At 70.8% G+C, this 25,786-nt stretch carries 21 protein-coding genes; 12 read left to right on the top strand and 9 right to left on the bottom strand.

All coding sequences use genetic code 11. The features are described from left to right. Window positions 1-7 precede the first annotated feature (7 nt). Genes tcuA through FPZ12_RS31350 form a run of 4 tightly spaced genes read left to right on the top strand, consistent with a single transcriptional unit; the run spans window position 8 to window position 4,641 of the window. Window positions 8-1,453 carry an FAD-dependent tricarballylate dehydrogenase TcuA gene (gene tcuA, locus FPZ12_RS31365; RefSeq protein WP_144749487.1) on the top strand — a complete coding sequence of 482 codons (1,446 nt, stop codon included), beginning with the start codon at window positions 8-10 and terminating at the stop codon, window positions 1,451-1,453. 34 nt (window positions 1,454-1,487) lie between these two features. Beyond that, window positions 1,488-2,852, top strand: coding sequence for an MFS transporter (locus FPZ12_RS31360; RefSeq protein WP_144749485.1), 1,365 nt, complete (start codon window positions 1,488-1,490; stop codon window positions 2,850-2,852). Next, the gene (locus FPZ12_RS31355) at window positions 2,849-3,778 is read left to right on the top strand and encodes an NAD-dependent epimerase/dehydratase family protein (protein ID WP_144749483.1); all 930 of its coding nucleotides are present in this window, start codon (window positions 2,849-2,851) and stop codon (window positions 3,776-3,778) included. The genes FPZ12_RS31360 and FPZ12_RS31355 overlap by 4 nt, the downstream gene beginning before the upstream one ends. After that, window positions 3,775-4,641: a sugar phosphate isomerase/epimerase family protein gene (locus FPZ12_RS31350; RefSeq protein WP_144749481.1), complete on the top strand. Its 867-nt coding sequence runs from the start codon at window positions 3,775-3,777 to the stop codon at window positions 4,639-4,641. The genes FPZ12_RS31355 and FPZ12_RS31350 overlap by 4 nt, the downstream gene beginning before the upstream one ends. A gap of 203 nt (window positions 4,642-4,844) precedes the next feature. On the opposite strand, the gene FPZ12_RS31345 is transcribed toward FPZ12_RS31350, so the two are convergent. The 3 genes from FPZ12_RS31345 to FPZ12_RS31335 form a co-directional block, all read right to left on the bottom strand. Continuing rightward, window positions 4,845-5,300, bottom strand: a complete 456-nt coding sequence (locus FPZ12_RS31345) for a PH domain-containing protein (RefSeq protein ID WP_166462969.1) — start codon at window positions 5,298-5,300, stop codon at window positions 4,845-4,847. A 147-nt stretch (window positions 5,301-5,447) separates the two neighbouring features. Next, window positions 5,448-9,965, bottom strand: coding sequence for an RHS repeat-associated core domain-containing protein (locus FPZ12_RS31340; RefSeq protein WP_144749477.1), 4,518 nt, complete (start codon window positions 9,963-9,965; stop codon window positions 5,448-5,450). Between the two features lie 147 nt (window positions 9,966-10,112). After that, window positions 10,113-10,949 carry a helix-turn-helix domain-containing protein gene (locus tag FPZ12_RS31335; protein ID WP_208026089.1) on the bottom strand — a complete coding sequence of 279 codons (837 nt, stop codon included), beginning with the start codon at window positions 10,947-10,949 and terminating at the stop codon, window positions 10,113-10,115. 158 nt (window positions 10,950-11,107) lie between these two features. Here FPZ12_RS31335 and FPZ12_RS31330 point away from each other — a divergent pair, with 158 nt between their 5' ends. From FPZ12_RS31330 to FPZ12_RS31320, 3 genes are read left to right on the top strand one after another with little or no spacing between them, the layout of a single operon-like run. After that, a complete protein-coding gene (locus FPZ12_RS31330; protein WP_144749475.1) occupies window positions 11,108-11,839 on the top strand; it encodes an SDR family NAD(P)-dependent oxidoreductase in 732 nt (243 codons plus the stop codon). A 32-nt stretch (window positions 11,840-11,871) separates the two neighbouring features. Then, complete coding sequence (locus FPZ12_RS31325; protein WP_144749473.1) at window positions 11,872-12,651, top strand: cyclase family protein; 780 nt, start codon at window positions 11,872-11,874, stop codon at window positions 12,649-12,651. A gap of 2 nt (window positions 12,652-12,653) precedes the next feature. Further along, on the top strand, window positions 12,654-14,270 hold the full coding sequence (locus FPZ12_RS31320) for a thiamine pyrophosphate-binding protein (protein WP_144749542.1): 1,617 nt from the start codon (window positions 12,654-12,656) through the stop codon (window positions 14,268-14,270). Here FPZ12_RS31320 and sigJ read toward each other — a convergent pair. Beyond that, complete coding sequence (gene sigJ, locus FPZ12_RS31315; RefSeq protein WP_144749471.1) at window positions 14,267-15,115, bottom strand: RNA polymerase sigma factor SigJ; 849 nt, start codon at window positions 15,113-15,115, stop codon at window positions 14,267-14,269. The two genes, FPZ12_RS31320 and sigJ, sit on opposite strands and share 4 nt — an antisense overlap. 96 nt (window positions 15,116-15,211) lie before the next feature. On the opposite strand from sigJ, the gene FPZ12_RS31310 reads away from it, so the two are divergent. The 4 genes from FPZ12_RS31310 (at window position 15,212) to FPZ12_RS31295 (ending at window position 18,027) form a co-directional block, all read left to right on the top strand. Next, window positions 15,212-15,580, top strand: coding sequence for a DoxX family protein (locus FPZ12_RS31310; RefSeq protein WP_144749469.1), 369 nt, complete (start codon window positions 15,212-15,214; stop codon window positions 15,578-15,580). 13 nt (window positions 15,581-15,593) lie between these two features. After that, entirely contained in the window at window positions 15,594-16,022 is a 429-nt protein-coding gene (locus tag FPZ12_RS31305) for a nuclear transport factor 2 family protein (RefSeq protein WP_144749466.1), read from the top strand. Between the two features lie 74 nt (window positions 16,023-16,096). Then, on the top strand, window positions 16,097-17,422 hold the full coding sequence (locus FPZ12_RS31300) for a PepSY-associated TM helix domain-containing protein (RefSeq protein ID WP_144749464.1): 1,326 nt from the start codon (window positions 16,097-16,099) through the stop codon (window positions 17,420-17,422). Continuing rightward, a complete protein-coding gene (locus tag FPZ12_RS31295) occupies window positions 17,419-18,027 on the top strand; it encodes a DUF5134 domain-containing protein (protein ID WP_144749462.1) in 609 nt (202 codons plus the stop codon). Before FPZ12_RS31300 ends, FPZ12_RS31295 begins: the two co-directional genes overlap by 4 nt. 406 nt (window positions 18,028-18,433) lie before the next feature. Here FPZ12_RS31295 and FPZ12_RS31290 read toward each other — a convergent pair whose 3' ends face one another. From FPZ12_RS31290 to FPZ12_RS31275, 4 genes are read right to left on the bottom strand one after another with little or no spacing between them, the layout of a single operon-like run. Beyond that, complete coding sequence (locus tag FPZ12_RS31290) at window positions 18,434-20,080, bottom strand: copper resistance CopC/CopD family protein (RefSeq protein ID WP_144749460.1); 1,647 nt, start codon at window positions 20,078-20,080, stop codon at window positions 18,434-18,436. After that, on the bottom strand, window positions 20,077-20,754 hold the full coding sequence (locus FPZ12_RS31285; RefSeq protein WP_243770120.1) for a YcnI family copper-binding membrane protein: 678 nt from the start codon (window positions 20,752-20,754) through the stop codon (window positions 20,077-20,079). The genes FPZ12_RS31290 and FPZ12_RS31285 overlap by 4 nt, the downstream gene beginning before the upstream one ends. Window positions 20,755-20,786: 32 nt before the next feature. Continuing rightward, the gene (locus FPZ12_RS31280) at window positions 20,787-21,506 is read right to left on the bottom strand and encodes a zf-HC2 domain-containing protein (RefSeq protein ID WP_144749458.1); all 720 of its coding nucleotides are present in this window, start codon (window positions 21,504-21,506) and stop codon (window positions 20,787-20,789) included. 6 nt (window positions 21,507-21,512) lie between these two features. Next, entirely contained in the window at window positions 21,513-23,771 is a 2,259-nt protein-coding gene (locus FPZ12_RS31275) for a heavy metal translocating P-type ATPase (protein WP_144749456.1), read from the bottom strand. A 188-nt stretch (window positions 23,772-23,959) separates the two neighbouring features. Here FPZ12_RS31275 and sigC point away from each other — a divergent pair, with 188 nt between their 5' ends. After that, a complete protein-coding gene (gene sigC, locus FPZ12_RS31270) occupies window positions 23,960-24,517 on the top strand; it encodes an RNA polymerase sigma factor SigC (protein ID WP_144749454.1) in 558 nt (185 codons plus the stop codon). 12 nt (window positions 24,518-24,529) lie between these two features. Here sigC and FPZ12_RS31265 read toward each other — a convergent pair whose 3' ends face one another. Continuing rightward, window positions 24,530-25,252, bottom strand: a complete 723-nt coding sequence (locus FPZ12_RS31265; protein WP_144749452.1) for a siderophore-interacting protein — start codon at window positions 25,250-25,252, stop codon at window positions 24,530-24,532. Between the last annotated feature and the right edge of the window lie 534 nt (window positions 25,253-25,786).

Here is a 25,786-nt window from a genome sequence, read left to right as displayed (position 1 = left end):
GGAGACGTTGAGCCGAGACACCGAGGTCGTCGTCGTGGGCGGGGGCAACGCCGGGTTTTCCGCGGCGCACGCCGCCGCCGAACGCGGGCGGCGGGTGGTGCTCCTGGAGCGCGCGCCGCGAGAGCTCGCGGGCGGCAACAGCTACTACACCGCGGGCGCCACCCGGATCGTCCACAACGGACTGGACGACGTGCGTGACTTCGTCGAGCCCGACGAGCGGCACGCGCGGACCACGGTGCCGCCGTACTCCGCCGAGGAGTTCACCGCGGACCTGGTCAAGGTCACCGACGGCCGCAACGACCCGCGCATGACGGAAATCCTCGTCGGCGAGAGCGCGGACACGATCCGCTGGCTGGCGGGCAAGGGCGTGCGGTACCGGCTGATGTACGAGCGCCAGGCGTACGAACGGGAGGACGGCTACCTGTTCTGGGGCGGTCTGCACGTCGGCAACGTCGACGGCGGGATCGGCCTGATCCGTGACCACACCCGCATCGCCGAGGCCGAAGGCGTGGAGATCCGGTACGGCCACCACGTGACCGGCTTCCTCGTCGAGGACGGCGCGGTCACCGGTGTCCGGTACGAGGGCGGGGAGCTGCGCGCGGAATCGGTGATCGTCACCGCGGGCGGCTTCGAGTCCAACGCCGCGATGCGCGAGCAGTACCTCGGCACCGGGTGGGCCAACGCCAAGGTGCGCGGAACCCCTTACAACACAGGGGAACTCCTGTTCGAGGCGCTCGAACTGGGCGCGGCGCGCGGTGGCGACTGGAGCACCTGCCACAGCACGGCCTGGGACGCCTGGGCCGAGCACAACGAGAGCAACCGCGAGCTGACCAACCGGCTCACGCGCCAGAGCTACCCGCTCGGCATCGTGGTGAACACCGACGGAAAGCGCTTTCTCGACGAGGGCGCCGACTTCCGCAACTACACCTATGCCAAGTACGGGCGGGAAATCCTGCGCCAGCCCGGCTCGGTGGCGTTCCAGATCTTCGACGCGTCGTTGCGGCCGATGCTGCGCGCCGAGGAGTACGAGATGCCGGGCATCAGCGTGGTGCGGGCCGACAGCCTCGACGAGCTGGCGCGCGGGATCGACGTCGACCCGGCCGCGCTCGTGAGCACTGTCAAGGAGTTCAACGAATCCATCGACCCCCGCCCGTTCGACCCGACCGTCAAGGACGGCAGGCGCGCCTCGGTCACCCCGCCGAAGAGCAACTGGGCGGCGGCGATCGAGCGGGCGCCCTTCTACGCGTACCCCGTCACCTGCGGGATCACGTTCACCTTCGGCGGCTTGAAGGGAGACGACGACGGACGCGTGCTGCGCGAAGACGGCAGCGTCATCCCCGGGCTCTTCGCGGCCGGCGAAGCGCTCGGCGGCCTGTTCAGCGGCAACTATCCCGGCGGATCCGGGCTCGCGGCCGGGATGGTGTTCGGCAGGCGAGCCGGCTCAGTGGCCTGAACCTTCTCATTCCTCGACGAAGCGGAAGAAGATCATGACTCTCGACGACAACCCGGCCGGCCTGGCCCCCGACCGAAAGTCCGTGCGCATCGCCGTCTCCTCCGGCGTCGTCGGCACCGCGGTGGAGTACTACGACTTTTTCGTCTACGGCACCGCCGCGGCACTCGTGCTCAACCGGCTGTTCTTCCCCAACTTCTCCCCCGTGCTCGGCACGCTCGCCGCGTTCGCGACGTTCGCGGTCGGGTTCGTCGTCCGGCCGGTCGGCGCGATCCTGCTCGGGCACGTCGGCGACCGGGTGGGCCGCAAGCGGGCGCTCGTGTTCTCGCTGATGCTGATGGGCGCGGCGACGTTCGCGATCGGTTTCCTGCCCACCTACGCCACGGCCGGGATCACGGCCCCGATCCTGCTGGTCACGCTGCGCCTGGTCCAGGGGCTCGCGCTCGGCGGCGAATGGGGCGGCGCCACGGTGCTCGCGTCGGAGTACGCGACCAAGGGCAACCGCGGATTCCTCGCCTCGTTCGTGCAGACCGGTTCCCCGATCGGCCTGCTGCTCTCTTCCGGCGCGTTCGCGCTGGTCGGGCTCGCCCCGGACTCCTTTGTGGACACCTGGGGCTGGCGGATCCCGTTCTGGGCCAGCGCGGTGCTGGTCGGGATCGGGCTGTGGATCCGGATGCGGATCATGGAGTCGCCGGAGTTCCGGCGCGCCACGGCCGCGGGCGAGATGTCGGAGAAGGCGCCGATCGTGGAGGTGTTCCGCGAATCGTGGCGGCAGGTGCTGATCGCGATCGGCATCCGGTTCGTGCCGGACATCGGGTTCTACATCGCCGCGACGTTCCTGGTCAGCTACGCGGTGACCACCGAGCACTACGCGAAGGGCGACATCCTCGCCTGCGTGTCGATCGCGGCGGCGATCGAGATCTTCACCATCCCGTTCTTCGGCAGGCTTTCGGACCGGTTCGGGCGCCGGAAGGTCTACGTCGGCGGGGTGGTTTTCTGGATGCTGCTGGCTTTCCCGCTGTTCGCGCTGATCGGCAGCGGTTCGGTGGTGCTGACCGGGATCGGCGTGGTGCTGGCGCTCGCGCTCGGGCACAGCTCGACGTGGGGGCTCGGCGCGGCGATCAACTCCGAGCTGTTCCCGACGCGCTACCGCACGACCGGGGCGGCGCTCGGGCTGAACGTGTCGAACATCGTCGGTGGCGGCCCGGCCGCGCTCCTGGCTTCGGCGCTGGTGATCGCGGCCGGAGGCGGATACTGGCTGGTTTCGCTGTACATCATCGTGGCCGGCGGGCTCAGCCTGTGGGCGATCCTCGCGATGGCGGAGACGTCCCGGCGTGACCTCGCGGTGGACTACACCGGCCGCGCGGTTTCGCCGCAACCCGCGAAGGAGCAGGCGCTGTGACGGTGCTGGTGACCGGCGGCGCCGGGTTCCTCGGCCGCCCGCTCGTGCGCAGGCTCGCGGAACTGGGCGAACGGGTGGTGAGCTTCGACCGTTCCGTCACCGGTGTTTTCGGCGACGGAGTGGTCGAGGTCGCCGGGGACATCACGGACGGAGCGTTGCTGGAGCGCGTACTTCGTGAGCACGAAGTGTCCGAAGTGGTCCATGGGGCGGCGATCGTCGGGGTCACCGCGAGCGTCGCCGGGCTGGCGGATTCGGTGCGGGTCAACATCGACGGTTCGGTGGCGTTGTTCGAGGCCCTGGTACGGACGGGCGTACGACGCGTTGTCGACTTGTCGTCAGAGGAGACGTACGGCCACTTCCACGCGGACCCGATCGGCGAGGACGATCCCGCGCGGCCGGTTTCCCCTTACGGGATCACGAAATACGCGGTGGAGCGGCTCGGCGGTTATTACGCCGAGCAGCACGGTCTGCCTTACGTGGCCGTGCGGCTGTGCTGGGTCTACGGGCCCGGCTTCCCCCGGCGCCGGCTGCCGCAGCCGTGGCTGGAGGACGCTGCCGCGGGGCTCACCAGCAGCCTGGGCCAGGGCGGTGACCACCGGATCGACTTCACGTATGTGGACGACGTCGTCGACGGGATCATCCTGGTACTGCGGGCGGAAAAGCTGGAGCACCGGGCATACAACCTCGCCACCGGGCACGCCACCGGCATCCGCGAACTGGCCGCGCGGATCGCGGAGCTGTGCCCGGGCTGGCAGGTCGAACTCGGCGGCGGGCCCATCGAAATGGCGCCCGGCGTGGCGGCCGCCGACAAGGGCGCGCTCGACATCAGCCGGGCGAAGGAGCTGGGCTACGCGCCGCGCGTCCCGCTCGCGGAAGGGCTGGCGCGGACGCTGGCCGCACTCGAACCGACAGGGAGCGATTCGTGACCCCACTGGCACTCGGCGGTACCACCTACAGCTGGCTGCACCAGGCTTCGCTGTACGAGGCGATCGACCACCTGGCGGCGGCCGGGCTGCGGCAGATCGAGCTGACGTCGGCCTCCCCGCATCTGCAGGCGGGGAGTTTCGGCAAGTACGAACGGCATGAGCTGCGGCGTTTCCTCGCGGCGCGCGACCTTTCGGTGACGTCCACGAATCCCGGGTTCCTCGACATCAACCTGATCAGCCCCGGCGACACGTTCCGGCGCGCGAGCCTCGAAGCGCTGCTGGCGGAACTGGAGTTGGCGCACGATCTGGAGGCGCCGCTGGTGATCGTGATGCCCGGCAGGCGGCACGCGCTGTCCCCCGCGCCGGACGAGGCGTGCCGGTGGTGGCTGGACCAGGCGATGGAAATCCTGGTGGAACGGGCTTCGCGGCTCGGCGTGACGCTCGCCCTGGAGACCAACCCGTACGGCTACCTCGGTGATGCGCGTCAGCTGTCGGAACTCGTGGACCATATCGGCTCGCCGCACGTCGGGATCGCCTACGACGTCGCGAACACGATCAACCAGGAGGACCCGTGGGACGGCGTGCACACCGCCGGGCAGCGGATCCGGATCGCGCACATGAGCGACACCTGGCGCGATCGATGGGCCCACACGTCCCCCGGCCGCGGCGACGTCGACTTCGAACGGTACGCGGAAGCCTTGCGGGACATCGGTTTCGACGGGGTGACGGTGTTCGAGCTGATCGACATGGAGCCGCCGTTGCCGAGGCTGCACGAGGACCTGGCCACGTTCAGGAAATGGGGCTGGTCGCCGGAGGTTCGAGGCGCGGTGCCTGGGGGTGTCGGCCGAGCGGTGGTCGGCTAGTGTCTCGTGATCTTGCGGTCCTTACGCGCAGGTGTGTTTGCCCGCCAGGGCGCCGAGTTGGTCCCTCGCGTCGCCGAGTTGGCGCCTGGCGTCGCCGAGTTGGCGCCTGGCGTCGCCGAGCCGGCCGGCCGCTGCCGCCGCGGGCAAACTCACCGACCGCACGGGCAAACACGGCAACGTAAACCGGACAGGGTCACGAAACGTTAGCGCGGCAGGAGGTACCGCGCAGCGGCGAGGGCAACCAGCGAGCCGACGAAGAGCAGCAACGCCAGCAAGTGCGGCTGGAAGCTCCGCTTCGGTTCCGCTGGGCCCGCCGTCTGCGCGGCCATCGCGGCCTGCACGGCCGCGAGGATCCGGTTTTGGAGGAGATCTCCCATCAAGGCGGACACGGCCGAGCTGCCGCTGACGACCGGCGTGACCTTCCGGCCGGTCCGCAGCACCAGGCAGACCCCGCCCCCGGTCCGGTCGACCGATTCGACCGCGCCGTAGGGAATCTCGTGCCGGAAGAACCAGTCCACCACGACGATCCGGTCCTCACCGACCACGATTCGGGCCTGGATGCCGATCGACCACGCGCCCCAGGCGACCAGACCGCAGCACAGGCCGAACCCGATGGCATCGCCCAGCGTGGCCGCCCGGACCGTCAAGGCCAAGAACACGCCTGCCACCACGATCGCGGATACCACGACCCAGGCAAGACGGTAAGTCGCCTTATTGCGTAAGGTCACCGGCCCCTCGGCCCGCTCTCGCACGGTCCCCATCGTGCCACGAAACCGCCGTACACCACCAAGATCCGCCACGCCCCACTACCGGGGATGGACCATCGACATCGCGTCCACCTGTACCGAGCCGCCGAGGAGGACTTCCTGGGAGCTGGTCGCGTTGTTGGTCGCCGTCGTGCCCCAGTTGCCGCCGAACAACCTCGTGGACTCGGCACGTCCCTCCGGGGTCGAGACGTCGAGGACACTGCCGGCGCCGGGGTTGTCCTTCCGGTACTTCTTCGCGTCGATCGCGACCATCCGCTGGCCCGGCTGCCGCCAGCGTTCCGCCACTTCGAGGGACTTCGTCACGGAAATGAACCGGTCCTTGAACCCGGGCCTGCTGCCGCTGCCAACATGCCCGGCCGGGGTGCCCATCTTGTCGTAGTTGACGCTGCCGTCCTGTTTGAACAGTGGCCCGCCACTGGAGTGCCTGCCCTTGAGCGGATCCTTCGCATACAACCCCAGCCGCGGATCGTCCTCGGGCGCGAGATTCCGGTACCAGTACTCGCGCGAACCGCCGCTGCACCCGCCCGGCGAACCGGTGAGCCCCAACGGGTCCATCCACGTGACCGGGTTGTGCACGTACGCCGCGGGGTTCGGCGAAGGGGCGAGGCCCAGCGGGTCGTTGCTGGTGAACCGAGCCGTGGCCGGGTCGTAGTAGCGGTGGACGTTGTAGTGCAGCCCCGTTTCGGCGTCGAAGTACTGGCCGGGGAACCGCAGCGGCGTGCTCGCCCGGCTGGGCGGCGCCGGGAGCTGCTCGCCCCACAACGTCGATTTTGCTTGCCACGCAAGGTTTCCGCGCACGTCCACCAGCTCCGTGGGCGTGCCGATGATGTCGGTGACGATCGAGTAGAACTCCGCGTCCACCCACTCCGCCCGCGCCGTGCGCACTCGCTCGGCCTGGGTGATCGGGGTGCCGGTCTTCTCCTGGTAGTTCCAGGTCGTCGCGCGCTGCCCGTTGTGCACCTGCTCGACCAGCGTCGCGTCGTCCCAGGTGAAATCCAGCTGCTCGGCGACGGTCACGCCGTCCGGGGCGAGCCGCTGCTTCGCGACCCGGCGGCCGAGCGCGTCGTAGCGGTAGCGCCAGCGCGTGCCGTCCGGGGTGACGGCGCCGATCAGCCTGTCCTCGGCGTCGTAGCTGAAGTGCCACGTGTCCGGCTTGCGGGACAAGCGTTTCCGCTGCCGCATGACCACCCGGCCCTGCGCGTCGTAGCGATAGGTCAGGCCGCCGGCCGACTGGAGCCGGGTGCCCTGGTACGCGCGCGGGCCCTGCGCGTCGGGCTCCACTCCCTGCCACGCCGCGTCCACGACGTTGCCCGCGCCGTCGTAGGCGTAGCGCTCGGACCGGCCCGCACCGCGCACGCCCGTCACGCGACCGCTGCCGTCGAGGTCGAACGCGCGGTTCCCGGCGAGCCTGTCGTCGATGGCTTCCACGTGATCGTCCGCGCGGTAGCGGTACCGCCGCTGCTGGATCTGGTTCACCTGCGTGCCACCACCGGCCACGACGGACACATGCTGCTCCGCCAGCCGGTTCCGCGCGTCCCACCGCTGCGCCAGCACGATGCCGGTGTCGAGCAGCCGCTCGACTTCGCGGCCCGCCACATCCAGGCCGAAGCTCAGCAACCGCCCGGCGGTGCGCAACCCCGTGGCCTGGTGATCGACGTCGTAGTCCCAGACGCTCTCCGAGCCGGTCGGGGTGCGCCGGTACACGCGCCGGCCCGCCGCGTCATAGCGCGACTCCAGCACCCGGCCGTTGACGATCTCGCGCAGCTCCCGCCCGAGCACGTCCCGTTCGATGACCACTTCGGCGTCGGCGTTGACCGCGCGCACCAATCGCTCGGCCGGGTCGTACTCGAAGGTCGCGACCTGGTCGCCCCAGCGCTTTTCCACCACGTTGCCGAGCGGATCCCGGACGAACCGGGTGACTTCGCCCGCCCCGTTGACGGACTCGACCAACTGGCCCGCGGCGTCATAGCCGTAGCGGAGCCGGCGGCCGTCGAAGTCCGTCTCGGCGACCAGCCGGCCCGCCGCGTCGTACTGGTACCGCCAGCTCAGCCCGTTCGTGTCGCGGACCGCTGTCAGCCGGAGCGCCGAGTCGTACTCGTATTCGAGCCTGCTGCCATCGGGCCGGGTTTCGCTGGCAGGCAGGTCGAAATGGGTCGTCTCGACGCGGATCATCCGCCCCTGCGCGTCGACGAGACCGACCTCGTTGCCCTCGGCGTCACGGCGCAATTCTTCGGTGCTGCCATCGGGAAGCGTCCGCGAAAGCAGCCCGCCCTCGACCGTCCACCGCAACGTGGTCACCCCGCCGAGCGGGTCGGTGATCGTGGCGACACGGCCGAACTGATCGCGGGTGTAGCGGGTGGTGCCGCCTTGGCGGTCGGTGATGGCGACTACGCGGCCCGCGGCGTCGTTCTCCATCCGGAGTACGCCGCCGAGCGGGTCCGTGACCGCCACGAGACGGCCGTTTTCGTCGATGCCGTAAGCGATCCTGGCACCGGCGGGGTCCACGACCGCGGCCAGGTAGCCGCGCTCGTCGTAGAGGTAGCGCCAGACCGCGCCGTCGGCGTCGACCACCGTGGTGCGCCTGCCCTGCTCGTCGAACTCGGCGAACTCCTGCGTGCCGTCCGGCCGCGTGATGCGCGCGATTTCGCCCTGCTCGGTGTACTCGTAGCGGTACGTCCGGCCCAGCGGGTCAGTGCGCGAGAGCAGCCTGTTGTACTCGTCCCACTCCGAGAGCGTGACGTTGCCGAGCGGATCGGTTTCGCGGACCAGCTGGTGCGCCTCGTTGAACTCGAAGCGCGTGGCGTGGCCTTCCGCGTCGGTGTAGACCGTCGTCGAGCCTTCGTACTCCCACTCACCGGTGAGCGCGCCGCCCGAACCCTCCGTGCGCACCACTCGCCCGGAGCCGTCGTAGTGGTAGGCGTACCACTCGCCGTTGCGGTCCTCCCAGCGCGTGACCCGGCCCGAAGCGTCGTAGCCGAAGCGCATCGGGCGCCCGGAGGAGTTGGTGACCTCGGTCAGCCGTCCGTCCTCATAGGAGTAACGGACCAGCGAGATGGTGTTTTCGCCGTCTCGCAACAGGAACTCCGTGACGAGCCCGTTTTCCGTGCGCACCTCGAGGTGATGGCCGCCGGAGTGGCGGATCGCGGTGAGCCCGCCCTCGTCGCGGTCGAAGTCGATCCGGTCGCCGTTCAGGTCCAGCACGGCGGAAACCGGGGAGAGCCCGTCGGCCTCCGGTCCGAAATGGAGCGCCCGCCCGGCGAGGGGTTGCACGATCCGGTAGCCCTCAGCTGTACGGGACAGCGGCCACCGCTCCCCTGCCTCGGGCAACACCTCGGCGCCCGTCGCGGGCGGGTTCGGGTAGACCAGCAGGGCGCCGTCCTCCGCCGTGAACACCACGCCCTTGGCGTCGAACTCCAGCCGCTGGTCCACAGTGGACGCCCAGCCGCGGCCGAACGACCGGCCCGCGCGGTAGGCGGAGATGTGACTGCGCCGCAGCACCAAGGCCAGCGGTGCATCGATCCGCACGTCGGTGAACGACTGGAACATGTCGCCGGTCGCCGGGTCCACCGGGTCACCGGAACCGGGTTTGCAGCCCTCGTTGCGGCCCGCGGTCTGAGGATCGTCGGGGCGGGCGCTGCTGGTCTCGGTCTTGCCGTCGCCCCCGTCCCTCGTGCTCGAGGACGATCCGGAATCGCCCGGCTTGTCCTTCGCGCCCGAAGGCGTCGTGCCGCCGCTGCCCGGATCCTTGATGTCCCTGGCGCCCGAGGGGAGGGTGTCGACCTTGCCCGGGTTCGCCTTCGGCCCGGCCTTGAGGTTCTTCATCGCCTTCGACGCGTCGCCGAACAGCTTGCCCGCCTTGCCGAGCAGTTTGCCCAGCTCGCCCAGCGCCTTCGTCAGGTTCTTGATCAGCTCGGCGATCTGCTTCGCCGTCTTCGCCACCAGGCTCACGACCTGGGGCACCACCCACGCGAGCCCGATGCCGAGGGTGAACAGCACCTGCAGCGCCCACGAGATCATGTGCCCGACGACCTGGGCGATGATGTCGCGCACCAGCGAGCGCACCGCGGCGACGACCTCACCGGCCGTCTTCACTCCGCTCGAAGCGCCGTCACACGCCTGCGAAGCGCCCTCCAGCACCTTCGCGACATCCTCGGCCTGCGTGCGGTACGCGTCCGCGCCCGGTCCCGTCCATGACTGCACGTCGGCCTTGACCTGCTTCGCCAGGTCGGCCGACACGTCGCCGAGCTCCTTGGCGACGTTCTTCCACGTCTCCGAATGCGCGGTGATCTTGTCGGGGTCGCCGGCGAGCTTGTCCAGCGCCTCCTTGAGCGGGCCGACGTGCTCCATCAGCCAGCCCACCCCGGCGGCCAGGATCGCGCCGAAGGGATCCGCGACCATCGCGAGCGTGTCCATGGCGGCACCGGCGACGCCGAGCACGGTCGAGGCCCAGTTCCCGCTCTCGATCCCGTCCTTGATCGTCTTGGCGTCCTCGAGGATCGGCACCCCCGACATCGCCGTCGTGGAGCTCTTCTCCTGTGCCACCAGCGGGTTGGTCACGTACTGCCCCTCGATCGATGGATCGGCAGCTCGTTCCCCGTTCCGCCGAACGTCACTCCCTCGATACCAGCGCGCTACCCGGCCGGGCAAGGGAATGGAGGGAACGCTAACATTTTCCCGTGGAATCCGGCCGACAGTTCCGGTCCACTATGGACTGATCGACCGGTCCTGCCGCGAGGTCGCGGCGAGAGTTCCCAGCAACGCCAAAGCTTCGCTGCTCGGCGAGCCCGCCTCGGCGTGGTACACGACCAGCTCCTGCCCCGGGCTGGAGCGCACGTCGAAGGTCTGCATGGTCAGTGTCAGCCCGCCGACCTCGTGGTGCTCGAACCGCTTGCGCTCCAACGTCTTTCCCCTGGCGTCGTGCTTCGTCCACAGCTCCGCGAACTCCGGGCTCGCGGCCAGCAGTTCGCCCAGCACCTGCCGGATGCGCGGATCGTCCGGTGCTTTCCCGTGGCCCAGCCGGAAGCCGGCCACCGAGTTCCGCGCCACTTCCGGCCAGTCGCGGTAGAACGAACGCGCGGCCGGGTCGGTGAACACGATGTGCATGAGGTTCCACGAGTGTGCCCAATCGTGGAACAGCGCGTCGGCGATCGCGTTGGACGCCAGCACGTCGTAGGCGCGGTTGTAGACGATCGCCGGGTTGCCCGGCCACGCGGACATCAGCTCCAGCAGGCTGGGGTCCACCCTGTCACTCACCGCGGGGTCACCGGCGCGCGGACTCAGCCCGCCCAGACGGAACAGGTGCTGGCGGGAGTCCTCGGGCAGCCGCAGCGCGGCCGAAAGCGCGTCGAGCACCGAAGCGGACGGGGTGCGCTCGCGCCCCTGCTCCAGCCGCACGTAGTAGTCCACGCTGATCCCGGCCAGCAGCGCCACCTCTTCGCGGCGCAGGCCGGGCACGCGCCGGTACCCGGTGCTCGGCAGGTTCACCTCGGCCGGGCCGACCAGCCCGCGCCGGGCGCGGAGGTAATCGCCTAGCTCAGTCACGAATCCCAGCGTAGGCGGCCGCGAGCGGATCTTCCTGGGTGCGGCGCACCCAGGAAGAAACCGCCCTCCCTGACCGTTTCCGCGGCGCGGATCGTCGAGGCCATGAACGCTGGCGAGATCGTCGTCCGCCCCGCCGCACAACGCTGACAAGGAATCCCATGGACTTCACCGGAAAGACCGCCGTCGTCACCGGAGCCGCCCGCGGCATCGGCCGCGCCACCGCGGAGTTGCTGCGGGAGCGCGGCGCGCGGCTCGTCGTCACCGACCTGTCCGAAGCCGTGAAGGATCTGGAAGCCGACGACGTGGCCGTGCTCGTGGGCGACGTCGCCGACGAGGACCTCGCCCGCGCCACGATGCGGCTCGCCGTCGAGCGGTTCGGCGGTCTGGACATCCTGGTCAACAACGCGGGCCGCACGCTGAACAAGCCGGTCACCGAGACGAGCGTCGCGGAGTTCGAAGGCATCCTGCGGGTCAACGCGGGCGGCAACTTCGTGCAGGCCCGCGAAGCCTTCCGCGTGATGGAGGCGCGCGGCGGCGGTTCGATCGTGTCCATCGCCTCGGTGTCGTCGGTCGTCGCCTTCGAGACGCAAACCGCTTACGCCGCTTCGAAAGGCGCGCTCGCGCAGATCACGCGAGTGCTCGCGATCGAGGGCGGGCCGAAGGGCATCCGGTCGAATGCCGTGCTGCCGGGCGTCATCGACACCGACATCATGGAGGGCGTGGTCGAAAACGGGCGCGAGATGCTCGCGTCCTTCGGTCCCGCGCACCCACTCGGCCGGATCGGGCGTCCCGGGGAGGTCGCGGAAGCCGTGGCCTTCCTGTCCTCCGACGCGGCCGCCTTCGTCACCGGCGCCCTCCTCCCCGTCGACGGCGGCTGGACAGCGCAATAGGGTCGGACTCCGGACTGCCGAAGGAGGTCGCCGTGCCCGTATTGCCCGAGCTGCTGACCGCGCTGCGAGACGAGCGGGTGGAGGTGGTCGACCTGACAGCCCCGCTGTCGGAGTCCACCCCCATCCTCCAGCTGCCGCCGCCGTTCGCGAACACGGTGAACTTCCGGCTGGAGGAGATCAGCCGCTACGACGAGCGCGGCCCCCGCTGGTACTGGAACGACATCCACACCGGCGAGCACGTGGGCACGCACGTCGACGCGCCGAACCACTGGCTTTCCGGCAAGGACGGCGCCAGCGTCGACCAGATCCCGCTTCGCACGCTCGTCGCGCCCGCGGTCGTGCTCGACGCGACCGACAAGGTCGCCGGGAACCCCGACTTCCTGCTCGAAGTCGAGCATGTGCAGGCATGGGAAGCCGAGCACGGCCCGCTCCCGGAGGGTGGCTGGCTCCTCTACCGCACGGGTTGGGACAGCCGGTCCAACACTCAGGACGAGTTCCTCAACGTCGACGACGGCGCCTCGCACACGCCCGGCGTGTCCCCGGACTGCGCGCGGTGGCTGGCGGAGCAGACCCCGATCGCCGGGTTCGGCGTGGAGACGGTGGGCACCGACGCGGGCCGCGCCGCCGAGTTGGACCCGATTTTCCCTTGCCACGACAGGATTCTCGGCGCCGGGAAATGCGGGCTGACGCAGCTGCGGAACCTCGCGTTGCTGCCGCCGACCGGCGCGGTGCTGGTGGTGTCGCCGCTGCCGATCGTGGGTGGGTCGGGCAGCCCGGCCCGGGTCTACGCGCTGGTGGAACGGGTGGTGTGAGCGTGCTGGTCGCGGAGCTGACCGGGCGGGTGCTGGCGCGGCTCGGCGCCGGCCCGGTCTTCGGGGTCGTCGGCAGCGGCAACTTCCACGTCACCAACGCCTTGCGCGCGGCGGGCGTGGAGTTCTACGCGACCCGGCACGAAGCCGGCGCGGCGACGGCGGCCGACGCGTACGCGCGCACGAGCGGCCGCGTGGCGATCGTGTCGACGCACCAGGGCTGCGGGCTGACCAACGCGATGACCGGCATCGGCGAGGCGGCCAAGAGCCGCACCCCGCTGCTGGTGCTCACCGCGGACACCCCGGAATCCGATCCCCTCAACAACTTCCGCATCGACCAGGACGCGCTCGTCCGGTCCGTCGGCGCGCTCTCGCACCGGGTGCGCTCCCCCGGGACGGCCCTCGAAGACACCGTGCACGCGTACCGCACAGCCCTGCACGAGCGCCGGACGGTGGTGCTGAACCTGCCGCTCGACGTGCAGGCGATGGATGCGCCGGAACCAGGCGAGATCGAGCCGATCGGGCCCGCTCCCCTGGTCGAGCCCGACGAACCGGGCCTGGCCGCGCTCACCGGACTGCTCCGGAACGCCGAGCGCCCGGTGTTCATCGCCGGACGCGGGGCGCGCGGAGCGGCCTCGGAAATCAGCGCGCTGGCCGAGGCCTGTGGCGCGCTGCTCGCCACTTCGGCGGTGGCCAACGGGTTGTTCCACGAAAACCCGTGGTCCCTCGGCATTTCCGGGGGCTTCGCCTCGCCGCTGGCGGCGGAGCTGATCACGGGGGCCGACCTGATCGTCGGCTGGGGCTGCGCGCTGAACCGGTGGACCACCAAGCAGGGCAAGCTGATCGGGCCCGGCGCGCGACTGGCGCAAGTGGACATCGAGAAGCTCGGCGAGCAGCGGCCCATCGACGCCGGCGTCCTCGGCGACTGCGCCCTCACCGCCGCGGCGCTCCTGAGCCGGGTCGAAAAACGCGACGGCTACCGCTCCCCCGAACTGCGCGAGCGGATCGCCGCGAGGGCCCGGTGGTCCACGGCGGACTTCACCGACGAGTCGACCGGCACGCGGATAGACCCGCGAACCCTCTCCGCCGAACTCGACCGGATCCTGCCGGCCGAACGCGTGGTGGCCGTGGATTCCGGCAACTTCATGGGCTACCCCAGCGCGTACCTGAGCGTGCCCGACGAGCTCGGATTCTGTTTCACGCAAGCGTTCCAGTCGATCGGGCTCGGATTGGCGACGGCGCTCGGCGCGGCGCTCGCCCAGCCCGGCAGGCTGCCCGTCGCGGCGCTCGGGGACGGCGGGTTCCACATGGCGGTCGCCGATCTGGAGACCGCCGTCCGGCTGCGCCTGCCGCTCGTGGTGGTCGTCTACCACGACGCCGCCTACGGGGCGGAGGTCCACCACTTCCCCGGCGACCACGCCACGGTCACGTTCCCGCCGACCGACGCCGCCGCGATCGGCCGCGGGTTCGGCTGCGCCGGGGTCACCGTGCGCACGCCCGCCGACCTCGCCGGAGTGCGTGAATGGCTTGCGGGACCCAGGGAAACCCCCTTGGTCATCGACGCGAAGATCACCGACGACGGCGGTTCATGGTGGCTCGCGGAAGCTTTCCACGGGCATTAGCTCCAGGGCCGGAGCTTCTCGGGGTTACGCACGGCCCAGATGTGCGTGATCTTCTCGCCGGTGATCTCGAACGCCAGCACGGTCAGCTCGTCGTGGTCCCGGGCCACCAGGCCGGGCTCCCCGTTGACCACCCGTTCCTGCACGGTCAGCGCCGTCGCCAGCTCGGCGAGGCCCACGAACCTCGCGGCCACCGGCGACGCCCCCACGACCGGCTCGACCGTGGCAGTCACCAGGCCGCCGCCGTCGCCGATGGCGGTCACCCCGGGGTCGAGCAGGCTGACGAGCGCCTCGATGTCCTTCGCCGCCCAGGCTCGCCCGAACTCCCGCACGATCTCCGCCTGCCGTGCCGCCGTTGTCGCCGGTGTGTGCGACTCGCGGACGCGGCGCCGGGCCGACGAAGCGAGCTGACGGCAGGCAGCGGGCGTGCGGCCGACGATCTCGGCGACTTCCGCGAAGGGGTACCGGAAAACGTCGTGCAGGATGAACGACACGCGTTCGGCCGGGGTCATCGATTCGAGCATCACGAGGAACGCCATGCTGACCGACTCGTCGAGGGTGACCCGGTCGGCCGGATCACCGCCGGCGGGCACGGGCTCGGGGATCCATTCCCCCACATAGCTTTCCCGTCGCGCCCGCGCCGAGCCGAGCAGGTCGAGGCAGATCCGCCCGGCAACCCTGGTCAGCCAGGCCGCGGGTACTTCGATCTCGTCGCGCCGCGCCGGGGAGAGCGCGTACCAGCGGGCGTAGGTCTCCTGCACCACGTCCTCGGCCTCGGCCAGGGAACCGAGCAGCCGGTACCCGAGGTTGATCAGCCGCTGCCGCTCGTTCATCAGCGCTTCGGTCATGCGATCCCCTTGTCCGTCCTCGCCGTCACCACTACGACGAAACAGCGCCCCCGATCGTGAGCCTGACATTCCGGCTGCCCGCGTCGTCTGCTCCGTATGAACCTCGCACTCTGGATCATCGCGGGCCTGCTGGCCGCCACCTTCCTGGCCAGCGGCGTCCTGAAACTCACCCAGTCCCAGGAGAAACTGGCCGCCGCCGCGCCTTTCGGCGGTGCCGGGCTCATGCGGCTCGTCGGCGTACTCGAAATCCTGGCCACCGCCGGACTCATCCTGCCCGCCGCGCTCGGCATCGCGGAAGTGCTCGTGCCGGTCGCCGCCGTCGGCGCGGCGGTGCTGATGGCCGGTGCGGTCACCTTCCACCTCCGCCGCCGCGAAGCACAGGGCGTCGTAGTGACGCTGGTGCTGCTCGCGCTCGCCGTCGTCGTCGCCTGGGGCCGGTTCGGGCCGCAGTCCTTCACCAGCTGAACGGAGGGAACCGATGGAAGACTTCGCCGACCGGTTCGAGATCGAAGCGCTGCGGGGCGAGTTCACCGACGCCGGGATGATGCACGACTACGACCGGTTCGCGGCGCTGTTCACCGAAGACGGTCACTGGCAGATCGCGCCGGGCGCGCTCGAGTTCACCGGCCGAGACGACATCCGCGCGGCCATCGAACGGTTGCAGGGCAGCTGGGAGTTCTTCGTGCAGAACACGCACCCCGGCGTGATCCGGCTGGACGGCGACACCGCGACCGGCCGCGCCTACGTCGCCGAGCTCGGCCGGTTCACCGACGGCAGCTCCCACCAGAACTTCGCCCTCTACCACGACCGTTACCGCCGGACCCCGGACGGCTGGCGCTTCACCGAGCGCGTCTACGAGGTCCGCTACGTCGACGACACCCCGTTGCCGGGCAGGACCGGGATCTGATCTGCCCGGATTGCCGGGAACTCACGAAGCCTCCCAGCCGACCTGTCCTAGTGACGGGGAGCGAAGGGAGCACGATGTCGATCGGCGAACGGGAAACACCGGTCACCGGCACGGTGCCGGTGACCGGCTGGGCCGCGATCCGGCCCCTGCTGCTGCGCCTGCACTTCTACGCCGGGGTCTTCGTCGGCCCGTTCCTCGTCGTGGCGGCGTTGACCGGGATCGCCTACGTCTACACGCCACAGCTGGAGCAGGCGCTGTATGCGCACGAGCTGCACGTTCCGGCGGCGCCGGGCGCGGTCTCGCTGGACCGGCAGGCCGAGATCGCGCAGGCACTGGTGCCCGAGGGGAAGATCACCGGAATCCGGCCGGGCGCGACGGCCACCGACACCACGCAGGTGATCTTCGACCGGCCCGGGCTGGCGCCGAGCTACCACGACACGGTCTTCGTCAACCCGCACGACGGCGAGGTCCGCGGCCGCCTGGAAACCTACGGCTCTGGCCAGGCGCTGCCGGTGCGCGGCTGGATCGACACGCTGCACCGCAGCCTGCACCTCGGCGACTTCGGCCGGCTCTACAGCGAGCTGGCCGCCAGCTGGCTGTGGGTGATCGTGCTCGCCGGGCTGGCGTTGTGGATCGGGCGGCGGCGCAAGCAGAAACGCGCGCTGCTGCTGCCCGAGGGCGGAAAACCCGGGCGCAAACGCTTGCTGTCGTGGCACGGCGTCGTGGGCCTGTGGGCCGCGGCCGGGTTACTGTTCCTGTCCGCGACCGGCCTGACCTGGTCTTTGCACGCGGGTTCGAGCATCAGCGATCTGCGGACGGCGCTGGACTGGACCACGCCTTCGGTGTCGGCGAAGGTCGCCGCGCCCGCCGGTGCGGACATCGGGTTCCAGGCGGTGCGCGACGCCACTGTGCAGGCCGGGCTGTCCGATCCAGTCGAGGTGCGGCCGCCGACCGGCGCGGGCAAAGGCTATGTGGTGCAACAGATCCAGCGCAGCTGGCCGGAGAAACAGGACTCGATGACGGTCGACCCGGTCAGCGGCCGGATCACCGACACGCTGCGTTTCGCCGACTACCCGATCGCGGCGAAGCTCAGCCGCTGGGGCATCGACGCGCACATGGGCCTGTTGTTCGGGCAGGCCAACCAGATCGTGCTCACGCTCCTCGCGCTCGGCTTGGTGTGCCTGGGGTTCTGGGGTTACCGGATGTGGTGGCTGCGCGGCCGCTTCGGCCGGGCGCCGGTGCGCGGAACCTGGCGACGGGTGCCGGGCAAGGTGCTCGCGCCGGTGCTCGTGGCCGCCGCCGTGATCGGGTATTTCCTGCCACTGCTGGGAATTTCGCTGCTGGCCTTCCTCGCGCTGGACGTACTGCGCGGCCTGCTGGCGGAGAGGAAGGCCGCATGATTCCCGAACCCACCCTGCGCTGGATCCTGACGATCGCGTTCGCCGCGGTCGGCGCGTTCTGCGTGTACCGCTGCGTGCGTCACGGCGGCGCCGCCCACCGCGTCAGCGACCTGCTGCATATCGCGATGTGCGCGGGCATGATCGCGATGGCGTGGCCTGCCGGGATGAACCTCGCGCGGGTGCCGCAGATCCTGTTGTTCAGCGCGGCCGCCGTGTGGTTCGCCGGGCTGCTCGTGTTCGACGTGCGCGGCCACCACGGGAAACTTTCGCTGGGCTACCACGCGGCGATGCTGGCGGCGATGGCGTGGATGGTGCTGGTGATGCCCGCGCCGATGTCCGGCATGACGATGGCGGAGATGCCCACCGGCGGCGAGCACGCCGGGATGTCGATGGGCGCCGGCACGATGACGCTCGACGCGCCGCCGCACGTCACGGTGGTCGCGCTTGTGCTGACCGCCGGTTTCCTGGTGGCCGGGGTGTTCTGGCTGGCGCGGGCGATCGACACCGCCCGCGTCGCCGATGGCCCCCGGCTCCCCGCCGCGGGCCTGGCCGTCGACGCCGTGATGGGCCTCGGCATGGCCGTGATGACGGGGCTGCTGATCTAGCCCGTGTTGGCCCGCCACGCGCGCGAGTTGGCCCGCCACGGCCACGGCTTGGCCCGTCACGCGCGCGCGTTTGCCCGCCACGGCTACGTGTTGGCCCACCACGCGCGCGAGTTTGCCCGCGGTGCGCGCGAGTTGGCCCACTCCGCACGCGAGTTTGCCCACTCCGCACGCGAGTTTGCCCGCGCCGTGTGCGACTTGGCCCGCGGTGCGCGCGAGTCTGCCCGCCCACGGCCGCGAGTCGGCCCGCCACGCAGGCGCGCCTGTGTTGGCCACCGTCGGCGGCCAACACACCAACCGGAACAGCCAACACACCAACCGGAACGGCCAACACACCGACCGGGGCGGCCAACACACCGACCGGGGCGGCCAACACGCGGGCTGGGCGCCACTCCGGGCCCTCGGCCCCTCAGCGGATGTCGATCGTGGTGGCGACGACCGTCTCGTCGAGGTCGGAGGTCCGCACGGTCAGCGCGAGCTGCCAGGAACCGGACGCCGGGATCTGCTCGCCCAGCGCCTCGTAGCCGAAACCGGTGGGGCGCAAGGGAATCTCCAGCGGGCCGAGGCCACGGTCGGGGCGCGTCAGCCGCGCGTGCAGCTCGGGCACCTGCCGCGGCCGCCCGGCGCTGTCCTCGACCACGATCCGCACGGTGTTCGGCCCGCCGGCGGCCGGATCGATGTCCACCTCCACGCGGCCCGAACCCCCGGGACCGCCTGTGTCGTAAGCGACCTCGCGGTGCACGGGCCCGGGCGGCGCGGCCGTCGCGGTACGGCCCGGTTCCGACTCCACCAACAGCGCGGTCACCGACAGCACCACAACCCCCAGCCCGGCCTCGGCCAGCACGCTCCACCGGAACGCGCGCGGCCCCGCCTCACCCCGCTGCCGCACCCAGCGCCGCGAAAAGGCCGCCGCCACAACGACGAACGCAACCACGACGACCTTCACCAGCAGCAGCCGCCCGTATCCCGTGGACAACCACGCGCTCCAGGTGCCGAGCTGCCGCCACGCCTGGTAGCTCCCGGTGGCCACCAGCACCGCCACCGACGCGGCGGCAATCGTCGAGAACCTCCGCGCCGCCCCCATCAGGTCCGCTTCCGGCACCACTCGCCGGAAGATCACCACCAGCAGCGTCGTCAAACCGCCCAGCCACACCGCCATCGCGATCAGGTGCAGCACGTCGACGGGCACCGCGACCGCGGGCTGCAGCCCGACCGCGGCGTGCCCGCCCACCGACCACGTCAGCGCCAGCGCGACGGCGAGCACACTCCCAGCCACACCGAGCGCCCACCGGTGGCCGCGGCGTCCGGGCGCCGAGCACAGCCATACGACGTAAACCCCGCACAGGAACAACAAGAACAGCCGCGCCTGCAACGCCCCGCCGATCCGGCCGGCCATCACCTCCTTCAGCACCGGCACGTCGAACGCGGCCCCGAGGCCGAGGCCGAACCCGTAAGGTCCTTGCAGGAGAAGGGATCCGAGACAGCCGGCCACGGAACCCGCCCAGCCGGTGAACACGACGATGCGGACCGCGCGCGAGATCATCGCGCCCGGCAGGCAGCTGAGCACGAAGGCCGCGGAGCCCACGAGCACCGCGAAGGCGGCGAAGGCGACCGCACGCGCTATCGCGTAAAGGACGCTCACAGTGCTGTCGCCCGGCGGCGCCGACGCTTCCGCCCGGGCCGCCGAAGCGTGCCCGATGGAGAACGTGAACGCGCCCGACACGGGATGCGAGTCGGCGGAAACCACGCGCCACGACACCGTGTACGTGCCCTCCGGCAACCCGCCGCGCAGACCGACGAAGACCGCGTTACCCGCGCTTCCGGCCTGCCCGGCGTCCGCCTGCGTGCCGTCCGGAGCCAGCACCCGCACGCCGTTCCCGGCCACCTGGACTGTCTCGCTGAAGGTCAACGTCACCCGCGCGGGCGCCGTGGCCAGCACGGAACCCTGCGCGGGGTCCGTCGAGTCGAGCGCCGCGTGCGCGGAGGCGACTCCGGCACCGGCGACGAGCAGCAGCCAGCCGGTCAGCGCGACGAACAGGACACGGGCCGCGATCACTCCGCCCGGGTACGGGGACGGCGCAGCACGGCGACCGCGAGCGCCGCCACGGCGACGACGAGCGCGATGATCCCGAGCACGATCCCGGTGCTGCTGCCCGGATCCTGGGTGTCGCTCACCGCCGCGGCTTGGACGGCCGCGTTCTTCGGCGTGAGCGTCAGCGTGGGCGCGGGGTGCTCCGGCTCGGGCGCGCCCGGCGACGCGGTGTCGATCCAGCGGACGATCTCCCCGTTGTCGTAGGTCTGCAACGCCTTGAACGCCAGCTCGCCGGTGTCCGTCGGCAGGGGCCCGATCGAGACGTCGAACTCCTCGAACTGCCCCGGAGGGATCTTGCCCCCGGTCCAGACGATCTTCGACACCGCCTCGGTCAACTGCCCGTCATCGGTCGTGATCGGCTGCGCCAGCGGGGTTTTCTGCACCTGTGCCGTCCAGCCCGGCACCGCGCGGGTGGACACCGAGGCAAGCGGATGATCGGCGGGGAGGTCGATTTCCAGCTGCGTGGTCGAGGCGTCGTCGCGCTCGTTGGGCACGCGGAAGGAGACCTTGGCGTAGCCGCCTTGCTCCGCCGTGCCCGGGTTCGCGGTCACGTGCGCGGAGGCGGAAGCGGGCACGGCGAACACCGCGAGCACGGCGGCCGCGCACACCACGGTCAGCCGTCGAAGGGATCGGGACAAGACACACTCCAAGGGGGATTCGGGGGGATCGATCAGGCCACGTGGCGACGGCTCGCCGGCCGCTGCCACCGGCCGTGCTTCGGTGGCGTTTCCGTTGCGGGATCAGGAAGATCCGCCCCGCCGCGGAGGTCACTGCCCGGGGTGAGCGCGTCGCCTGCGCCCGGCCTGCCGCCGTTGCGCCGATGCTGCCGGACGACGACGAACAGCAGGGCGAGCCCGGCGAGCACGAAGACGTGGGAGACCAGACGTTCGACGGTCACCAGCTGCCCGGCGAGGTCGGCGATGGAAAACCCGGTCAGCACCACCACGAACCCGGTCAGCAGCGGCAGCTGTCCCGCCGCCGTCTTCGGCCGCACCGCGGCCCACAGCAGGCCGACGCCCACCGCGGCGTTCCACGCCGTGCTCTCGTGGGCGAGGTGCCCGGCCATGGCGTCGCCCATCCCGGTGGCCACGCCGAGCAGCTGCGCCATCGACAGAGTCAGCTGCGCGATCGCGACGAGCCCGAGCGCGATCCGCGCGCCCCAGCGTTCGCCGCTCGGCGCGGGAATCCGGTCGAGGATCACCTCGGTGAGGTCGGGGACCTCGGGCGCCGAGCGCACGGTCATCAGCCGGCGCAGGTCCTGCGCACGGGCGTACCACGCGCGGCATTCGGCGCAGGTCTCCAGATGCCGGTCGAGCACCACGGGTTCGACCAGCTCGTCTTCCCCGTCCAGCCGTGCCGACAACGCTTCGCGGAGGGTCTCGCATCTCACAAAGACTTAGTCGCGCCCGGGCCGCGGAAGTTCCCGGCGGCCCGGAACGGTCCCGCGGAACCCGGCCAGCCGGAGGCTGTTGGACACCACGAGGAAGCTGGACAGCGCCATCGCCGCACCCGCGATCATGGGGTTGAGCAGCCCGAACGCGGCCAGCGGCAGCGCCGCGAGGTTGTAGGCGAACGCCCAGCACAGGTTGGCTTTGATCGTGGCGAGTGTGCGCCGGGACAGCGCGATGGCGTCCACCGCCGCGAGCAGATCGCCGCGCACGAGCGTCAGGTCACCGGCCTCGATCGCGACGTCCGTGCCGGTGCCCATGGACAGGCCGACATCCGCAGTCGCGAGCGCCGCCGCGTCGTTCACCCCGTCGCCCGCCATCGCCACGACGGCTCCGCGCGACTGTAGTTCGGAGATCACCCGCACCTTCCCCTCGGGCGACACGCCCGCGAACACCTGCCGGATCCCGACGTCCTTCGCGATCGAGCGGGCCGCCGCCTCGTTGTCGCCGGTCAGCAGCACCGGCCGCAGCCCGAGACGACGCAGCCGCCGCACGGCCGCCGCCGACGTCGGCTTCACGGCGTCGGCCACCACCAGCACCGCGCGGACGATGCCGCCCCAGCCGGCCGCGATCGCCGTGCAGCCCGCGCGCTCGGCCTCGTTCTTCGCGTCCAGCAAGGACTTCGGCATCCGGAACCCGGTCAGCAGATCGAGCTTTCCCGCCGTGACAACGCATCCGCCGACCACTCCGCGGACACCGGCGCCGGGCACGGACCGGAAGTCGCGGGCGGGCGGCAGTTCGCCGAACTGCTTCACCGCGGCCGTGGCGATGCAGGCGCCGATCGGGTGTTCCGACGCGTCCTCGACCGCACCGACCAGCCACAGCGCTTCCTCGGCCGAGACTCCCTCGCAGGTGCGTACCGCGACGAGGGTGGGCCTGCCTTCGGTGACCGTGCCCGTCTTGTCGAGCACGATCGTGTCCACCCGCCGCGTGGATTCCAGCACCTCGGGACCGTTCACGACCACGCCGAGCTGCGCGGCGCGCCCTGTCCCGACGAGCAACGCTGTCGGCGTGGCCAGGCCGAGCGCGCACGGGCAGGCGATGATCAGCACCGCGACGGCCGCCGTGATGGCGGCGTCGGCCCCCGCTCCGGACCACAGCCAGAAACCGAGCGTGCCCAACGCCAGCACCAGCACGATCGGCACGAACACGGCCGCAACGCGGTCGGCGAGCCGTTGGGCGGCGGCCTTGCCGCTCTGCGCTTTCTCGACCAGCGCGGCGATCCGCGCCAGCCGGGTGTCGGCGCCGACGCGCACGGCACGCACGACCAGGCGCCCGCTCAACGCGATCGTCGCGCCCGTGACCTCGTCCCCCGCCGACACTTCGACGGGCATGGACTCGCCGGTCACGGCGCTCAAGTCCACAGTGGAATCCCCGGCCAGCACGACGCCGTCGGTCGCGATCTTCTCCCCGGGCCGGGTCACGAACTCGTCGCCGACGCGCAGCTGCTCGACGGGAATGCGCTGTTCGCGACCGTCCCTCAGCACCGCGACGGTCTTCGCGCCGAGGTCGAGCAGCGCGCGCACGGCCGCACCGGCGCGTCGGCGGGAGCGGGCCTCGAAGTAGCGCCCGGCCAGGATGAACACCGTGACCCCGGCCGCGACTTCGAGGTAGATCCCGTCGTGCGCAAAGGGTTTCGGGGCAAGGGAAAACTCGTGCCTCAGGCCCGGCACGCCCGCGTTGCCCAGGAACAGCGAGTACAGCGACCACAGGAACGCGGCGGTCACCCCGAGCGACACGAGGGTGTCCATCGTGCCGGTGCCATGCCGCAGGTTCGCCCACGCCGCGCGGTGGATCGGCCACGCGCCCCAGACCGCGACCGGCGCGGCGAGCGTGAGGGAAAGCCATTGCCACTGGCTGAACTGCAGGAACGGCACCATGCCGAGGACGATCACCGGCGTGGCCAGCACGGCCGAGATCAGCAACCGCGTGCGCGCCGGATCGGCGTCGCTGTCCGGGGCCGGCTGCTCCTGGCCCGCCGGGCGCGCCGTGTAGCCGGCGGTTTCGACCACGCGCACGAGGTCTTCGGTGGTCGTGGCGGTCGGGGCGACGACGTGCGCTTTCCCGGTGGCATAGTTGACCGTGGCGCTGACGCCGTCGACCTTGTTGAGCTTGCGCTCCACTCTGGCCGCGCAGGCGCCGCAGGTCATCCCGCCGATCGCCAGCTCGACTTCGGCCAGTGCCGGTGCTTCCGCGACCGTCCGCATCAGCGCAGGCGTTCGTACCCGGCGGGCGCCGCCTCGTCGATGTCCCGGTCGAACGTCGCCTGGCCCATTGGGACCTCCGTGTGACTGGGTCGTGTTTTCTTCGTTACGGGATACGGCCCCGGATGGCCGGGGGTTCACATCGCGGTGACTTTTGTCGGGACGGCCGAAGTTCGCTAATCTCCGCGCTCATGCCCGGAAAACGCGAAGACGACGAGCGGGTCACCGCGCTGGCCCTCGCCGCCGGGCGGGGCGATCGCGGCGCGCTCACCGAATGGGTCCGCGCCACCCAGGCCGACGTCTGGCGCCTGCTGGCGCACCTCGCCGACCCGGATCGCGCGGACGACCTGACGCAGGAGACCTACCTGCGCGCGTTCGGCAGCCTGTCGCGGTTCGCGGGGCGCTCGTCGGCGCGGACCTGGCTGCTGTCCATCGCGCGCCGGGTGCTGGTGGACCACATCCGCGCGGCGGGCGCGCGGCCGAAGCTCGTCGCCACGGGTGAGTGGGAGCCGGTGGACCGGCCCGGCGGCGGCGCGGGGTTCGAGGACATCGTCGAACTCCGGATGCTGCTGGCGGGTCTCGACGCGCAGCGGCGGGAAACCCTTGTGCTGACCCAGATCCTGGGCCTGTCGTACCAGGAGGCGGCTGACGTGTGCGGCTGCCCGGTCGGCACGATCCGCTCCCGCATCGCCCGAGCTCGCGAAGACCTCCTGGCCGCCGGCGACCTTCGTGACGGCAACGCGCTCTGAGCTGCGGAGTCCTCAGGCGGCGCGGCCCATCGGCTTGCCTTCGATCCAGTAGCCGCGAGCCTTGATCGCCGTCCGCGGCAGGCCGAACTGCTTCTGCAGCAACGCTTTCAGCCGCCGCGTGACGCCGGACTCGGTGGCGACCCACGCGTGCCAGCCGTCAAGGTCGCCTTGGTCCTTTATCGCTTCGGTCAGCTCGGCCGTGGTCCAGCCGAGCTTGTCGCCATCGCGGGTGTACACGGGTAGCCGGGCGTCGTCTTCGTGTTGCTGCTTGAGGAAGATCCGGGCGGGCACGTCCGCGGGCAGCGCGGCGAGGATCTCGTTGATAGCGGGGAGCGAGGCGGAGTCGCCGAGGAGCAGGTATCCCTTGGGTGGCGGGTCTTCGAGGGCGAGCAACTCTCCCGTGTAGACAGTCGCACGCAACTCCGCCCCCGGCTCGGCCCCGCGCGCCCACGCACTGGCGATGCCGGGCGTGTCGTGCAGCACGAAGTCCACTGCGAAGAGGTTCTCCTCCGGGCGGACTCGCGTCACGGTGTAGGCGCGCTGGTACTCCTGGCCGTTCGACGGGATCCAGAGCCGCAACCAGAACGTCGGCGTGATCTCGCGCTCGGCCAGGAGTTCCGGCGCGGCGAAGTGCACACGGCGGCAATGCCCGGTGAGGTCCTCGACCTCGCGCACGGTGAGCGGGTAAGTCGGCGCACGCAGCAGGGCCAGCACAGCCCGGTCGAAACGACTCACGAAACCCTCCCTCGGTGGTTGAGGTTAGGTTAGGCTCTGCTAAGTGCTTTGGGAAGGGGCAGGTGGAAGCTCCGTTCGAACCGGGAGGTGGCAGGGCTTTGAACCCGACCGAGTTGGTGGTCATCCCGTCGCCTGCCCTGGCCCCTATCACTTCAGCCCGGGCCCGCAACCTTTTTTGCCAGCGCGCGCCCGAGTGCATGAAGCTTGCGGGCCCGGGGTGAAGTGATACCGCTACCGCAGGCGACGGGATGACCACCGACGCAACCACCCACTTTCGGTGAGTGGATCTGCAAAACCCCCTGTTATCCCGGAGTCTGCCTCCCCGGCGAGGGGCTTCTTTTGTCTTTTCCCCTCGGCCTTGTTGTTGCTCGGTTTGGGGCAGCAACGGACGCGCGGGGGCCGCGCTGTGTGGACCCCTCCGCCGCCCCGATCCGTAAGTGTTTGCGATCTTGGGGCTGCGTCAAGGCGGGAAAGAGTACCTTGACCCAGCCCCAAGATCGCAAAAGCAGGCTGGGGATCGGAGCGGCGGAGGGG

The sequence above is a fragment of the Amycolatopsis acidicola genome, from assembly GCF_007713735.2.
GTDB classification, from domain to species: domain Bacteria; phylum Actinomycetota; class Actinomycetes; order Mycobacteriales; family Pseudonocardiaceae; genus Amycolatopsis_E; species Amycolatopsis_E acidicola.
Note: the sequence above shows the minus strand (reverse complement) of the source record. Positions and strands in the feature narration are given on the sequence as shown.

Bases quoted from the DNA above. Each gene is read 5' to 3' on its own strand.
- FPZ12_RS31360 (WP_144749485.1), top strand. From the start codon at position 1,488: ATGACTCTCGACGACAACCCGGCCGGCCTGGCCCCCGACCGAAAGTCC.
- FPZ12_RS31330 (WP_144749475.1), top strand. From the start codon at position 11,108: ATGGACTTCACCGGAAAGACCGCCGTCGTCACCGGAGCCGCCCGCGGC.
- sigJ (WP_144749471.1), bottom strand. From the start codon at position 15,115: ATGACCGAAGCGCTGATGAACGAGCGGCAGCGGCTGATCAACCTCGGG.
- FPZ12_RS31310 (WP_144749469.1), top strand. From the start codon at position 15,212: ATGAACCTCGCACTCTGGATCATCGCGGGCCTGCTGGCCGCCACCTTC.
- FPZ12_RS31305 (WP_144749466.1), top strand. From the start codon at position 15,594: ATGGAAGACTTCGCCGACCGGTTCGAGATCGAAGCGCTGCGGGGCGAG.
- FPZ12_RS31300 (WP_144749464.1), top strand. From the start codon at position 16,097: ATGTCGATCGGCGAACGGGAAACACCGGTCACCGGCACGGTGCCGGTG.
- FPZ12_RS31295 (WP_144749462.1), top strand. From the start codon at position 17,419: ATGATTCCCGAACCCACCCTGCGCTGGATCCTGACGATCGCGTTCGCC.
- FPZ12_RS31275 (WP_144749456.1), bottom strand. From the start codon at position 23,771: ATGCGGACGGTCGCGGAAGCACCGGCACTGGCCGAAGTCGAGCTGGCG.
- sigC (WP_144749454.1), top strand. From the start codon at position 23,960: ATGCCCGGAAAACGCGAAGACGACGAGCGGGTCACCGCGCTGGCCCTC.